This is a genomic window from Planktosalinus sp. (genome assembly GCF_059864935.1).
This window is the reverse complement of sequence record NZ_JCBCCK010000217.1, coordinates 1-4453: the sequence shown is the minus strand read 5'-3', so window position 1 is coordinate 4453 and position 4453 is coordinate 1. Positions and strand designations below refer to the sequence as shown.

4 protein-coding genes are annotated in these 4453 nt (G+C 43.6%); all 4 read right to left on the bottom strand.

Translation table 11 applies throughout. The features are described from left to right. The coding region (locus AC6F75_RS07680) for a DUF481 domain-containing protein (protein WP_500714393.1) at nt 1-584 on the bottom strand (584 nt) is incomplete at its 3' end. A 73-nt stretch (nt 585-657) separates the two neighbouring features. After that, the gene (locus AC6F75_RS07675; RefSeq protein ID WP_500714392.1) at nt 658-1602 is read right to left on the bottom strand and encodes a nitronate monooxygenase; all 945 of its coding nucleotides are present in this window, start codon (nt 1600-1602) and stop codon (nt 658-660) included. Beyond that, entirely contained in the window at nt 1603-3207 is a 1605-nt protein-coding gene (locus AC6F75_RS07670; protein WP_500714391.1) for a S8 family serine peptidase, read from the bottom strand. 50 nt (nt 3208-3257) lie between these two features. After that, the gene (gene mnmA, locus AC6F75_RS07665) at nt 3258-4436 is read right to left on the bottom strand and encodes a tRNA 2-thiouridine(34) synthase MnmA (protein WP_500714394.1); all 1179 of its coding nucleotides are present in this window, start codon (nt 4434-4436) and stop codon (nt 3258-3260) included. Between the last annotated feature and the right edge of the window lie 17 nt (nt 4437-4453).

Here is a 4453-nt window from a genome sequence, read left to right as displayed (position 1 = left end):
GATAACATCGGCTGATAGTAAGTAGTGCTCACAAATGTTATATTGTCTGTGGGAAAAAAACTTAGTGAAAGGTAGTTGCTTGAACGCCAGTCACGATTGATAACCAGAGATTCCTCATTCAACTCCTCGTGTTCATACATGATCAATGTCCCTAAGTACATTCTGTATTTTTCAAGTCCCAGCAGTCTAAAGCGCGGCCCGGTGCCGGCGAGTCCTCGGAATTTTATTTTGGCAATAGAGTTGTACTGAGACTGGACAAATCCCTCCCAGATGATGTTCTCCCAAAGTTTGTAATTGTAGCGCAAATGTTGCGCGCCCTGATTGACAAAACTCTGCTCTCCTGCCCTCTCAAAACCCAGATTATTGACAAACAAGACCAAGTGCCTGTTCATTTTGTACTGCACATGAATATTGTTGTTCAGGCGAATAAGGGTATTGGTGTTTTTGGTCAGCGAAAAATTAAGACTGGTGTTTCCGGTCCAGCCGGAAGTATCGGTCACCTTTCGTAAAGACTCAACATTGATGATTTGTGAAAAAGTGAGGGTTGGGAAAAGTAGTATGGTTATAAGATATAGCTTTCGCATTAAAATAAGATTTTTTGTCAACCCTCTCAGGGTTTAGAACCCTGAGAGGGTTAGCTACCTTTCAAGGGTTGGATTACATTTTATTAATTTCCCGTTTGGTTGCTTCAAACTCCTCCATCATTTCTTTAACAATTTCGGCGGCAGGTTTTATATCATGAATCAAACCGGAGATTTGACCAATCTCCAATTCCCCTTCCTCCAGGTCACCTTCAAACATACCGCGTTTGGCCCTGGCGCGTCCAAGCAGTTCTTTAAGTTCCTCAACAGTGGGGTTTTTCGCGTAAAGTGCCTGCACATCGCCGTAAAATTTGTTTTTAATCAATCGAACGGGTGCCAGCTCTTTGAGTGTCAGTATGGTATCGCCTTCATTGGCCTTGACAACTGCCTCCTTAAACGCCTGGTGTGAGGATGATTCCTCACTGGTTACAAAACGACTTCCCACCTGTACCCCATCTGCACCCAGCACCATGGCTGCCAGCATACCCCTGCCTGTAGCAATTCCTCCGGCAGCGATTAACGGCACTTTGATTTGTTCCCTGACCATGGGGATAAGTGTAAATGTGGTGGTTTCTTCGCGGCCATTGTGTCCCCCAGCTTCAAAGCCTTCAGCTACCACGGCATCTACCCCGGCTTCCTGAGCTTTAAGCGCAAATTTTACACTGCTCACCACATGAACTACGATAATGTCCTTTTCTTTGAGAAACGAGGTATAGGATTTAGGGCTTCCGGCAGAGGTGAATACTATTTTCACGTCTTCTTTCACAATGATATCGATTATTTTATCGATATCGGGATACAACAAGGGAACATTTACGCCAAAAGGCTTGTCAGTGGCCTTTTTGCACTTTTGAATGTGTTCCCTGAGTATTTCCGGATACATAGAGCCTGATCCGATAATGCCCAGTCCCCCGGCATTACTCACTGCACTGGCTAATCGCCAGCCGCTATTCCAGATCATTCCGGCCTGAATTATGGGATATTTTATGTTGAAAAGCGAGGTAATCCTGTTTTGGGTCATCTATTTTTTAATGATTTTAATAGTCTGCGATTGTTGCGGTGTTTGCAAATTTAAGAGGTACACTCCTTTTGACAAAGCTTGTAAGTACACTATTTTTTCTGAATGATACACTTCTTGTTCCATCACCAACACGCCCAGCGTATTGTAGATTTTTAGTTCAACTTTTTCCTGATTTTCCGGAAATTCAATCAGAAGCTCATTAGCAACAGGATTGGGATACACCGAAAAATAGTATTGTGTATAGTTATCCACCGAAAGCAGCACATCCAGTGCCGTTTGGAAATTGGGAATACCATAGCCCATTTTGTCTGTAGGATTGTTAAACAAATGTGCAGACTCCCTCACTAATTGCATAATCTGGTCGTTTGTATAATCCGGTCGCGCCTGCCACAAACAGGCAATGGCTCCGGCAGTTATGGGCGAACTAAAAGATGTGCCATTATTAGCAACAATATCGTTGTTTTGATCGATGACATAGGCTGCAACACCCTGAGCCATTACATCGGGCTTTACTCGGCCATCTACGGTTGGCCCCTGTGAACTGAACCCGGCTGGGTCACCTAAATCATCAACAGCACCAATGGTAAATACTCCCGGGGCATCTGCCGGCGTTCCTACCCAAGGAAAACTGCTGTTTCCACTATTTCCTGCTGAGGTTACCAGCAACATTCCTTTATCAAAAGCGTGATTTCCCCCACGGGCAGCAAAAGTGGTTTGTCCGTCTAAGTCCTGATAAGTATGTGAATAAGCCGGTTTGTCATAAGCACGATACCCCAGTGAGGTATTAACAACATGAACCCCCAGACTGTCTGCTCGTTCTAAGGCTTCTACCCAGTAAGCTTCTTCTACAGGAGTTTCACTGGAAACATCTTCAGTGATAAACAAATAATAAGAAGCATCGGGTGCTGTGCCTGCATATTGATTATTAATGAGGCCGCCCATCGTACTCAATACCCTTGTTCCGTGGGTATGACTCCCATAAGAAACCGAGCGGTTTACAAAGTCATAGACCCCGAGTATTCTGTTGTCATCTCTCACGTAAGCAAAACCCTGTTGGGTATCTACTCCCATAAATCCACTGTCGAGAATAGCTATAATCATTCCTGTCCCTGTAAAGCCTTCGTTATGGAGGTAGTCGCCGGAAATCATTTCAATCTGATTGGCCGCAAAACCGTAGTTGAAATTTTTAGAATTGACTTCCACATTGAATTTGTCATCCACAGGTTCGACTATTGTCGTGAAGTTTTGTGATTTATCCGCATACTCAACTTCGCTTACAAATGAAAGGTTAAGCAGGTTGTCAATATCGCTTTGCGACCCTCTCACATACACACAGTTCATCCACTTGGATTTGGCATAGACAGCGATTCCCGGTTGGTTTTTGATTTGGGTGATGTAACTTTCGTTCACCGGCACATCCCGCTCATCAATGGGCACATTGTGCAAAGCTTTGCGATCAATCGCTGCCTGAGTGAGTATGGATATGGGATTGTTGATGGACTGCTGGACGTTGTCCTTATCGGCAAAAAAGACCCAGGCGTCGTGGGTTTGGGAAAAAACTAATTGTGTAATTAGTAAGGCTAGAAGAAGTGTAGTGTTTTTCATCTGTTTTTATTTTTAACCCTTAAAGGGTTCAAAACCCTTGAAGGGTTTTATTAAGAAATCACCCCACTCCCCAGCAATTCATCCTCCTGATACCAGGCAACAAACTGTCCTTCGGAGATGGCGGTTTGTGGTTTTTCAAAGATAACATATAATCTGTTATCGGTTTGATGCAGCGTTGCTTTTTCCAATACCTGACGGTACCTGATGCGTGCCATCACTTCCATAGTCTCCTCTTCCTTCAGCCTTAAATCTTCTCGTATCCAATGCACTTCTTCTTGTTTTACAAAAAGTCCTTTGCGGTACAAGCCCGGATGATTTTTACCCTGGCCGGTGTAAATGATGTTATCATTGACATCGGTTTCAATGATAAACAAAGGCTCTTTAGTGCCTCCCACGGCCAAACCCTTTCGTTGACCTTTGGTGAAGAAATGAGCACCCTGATGTTTACCCACTACTTTTCCATCCTGGGGGGTGTATTGGTATTTTTTACTTTCTTTTAGCAAAGCAGTTTCAGTTCCATTTCTTTTTTCGGAAAACACAGGACTGTCTTCAGGAATTTCAATAATGACACCTTCCTTAGGCTTTAATTGCTGTTGAAGAAAATCGGGCAAACGCACTTTTCCGATAAAACACAAGCCTTGCGAATCGCGTTTTTCGGCAGTAATCAGGTTTTGAGTTTTGGCAATTACCCGTACTTCCGGTTTTAAAAGTTCGCCAACCGGGAAAAGGGTTTTAGCCAGTTGCTCTTGTGAAAGTTGACACAGGAAGTATGACTGGTCTTTGTTGGGGTCTTTCCCTGAAAGCAAACGGTGAATTGTTTTTCCATCTTTTGTAATTGTTTCTTTTCTACAATAGTGACCTGTTGCCACGTAATCTGCACCAAGATCTAAAGCGATTTTCAGGAAGACATCAAATTTGATTTCGCGGTTGCACAACACATCGGGATTGGGAGTGCGCCCCATTTCGTATTCACGAAACATATAATCCACAATGCGCTCTTTGTATTGCTCGCTTAAATCGACTGTTTGAAAAGGAATACCCAGTTTGTTTGCTACCATCATAGCATCATTGCTGTCTTCCAACCAGGGACATTCATCAGAGATAGTCACAGAGTCGTCGTGCCAGTTTTTCATAAACAAGCCAATAACCTCATAGCCTTGTTCCTTTAAAAGGTATGCCGCTACACTGGAATCTACTCCGCCGCTAAGTCCAACTACTACTCTTTTCATGTCCTCACCGTTTCGTC

Coding starts and splice junctions, on each gene's coding strand:
- AC6F75_RS07670 (WP_500714391.1), bottom strand. CDS start 3,207: ATGAAAAACACTACACTTCTTCTAGCCTTACTAATTACACAATTAGTT.
- AC6F75_RS07675 (WP_500714392.1), bottom strand. CDS start 1,602: ATGACCCAAAACAGGATTACCTCGCTTTTCAACATAAAATATCCCATA.
- mnmA (WP_500714394.1), bottom strand. CDS start 4,436: ATGAAAAGAGTAGTAGTTGGACTTAGCGGCGGAGTAGATTCCAGTGTA.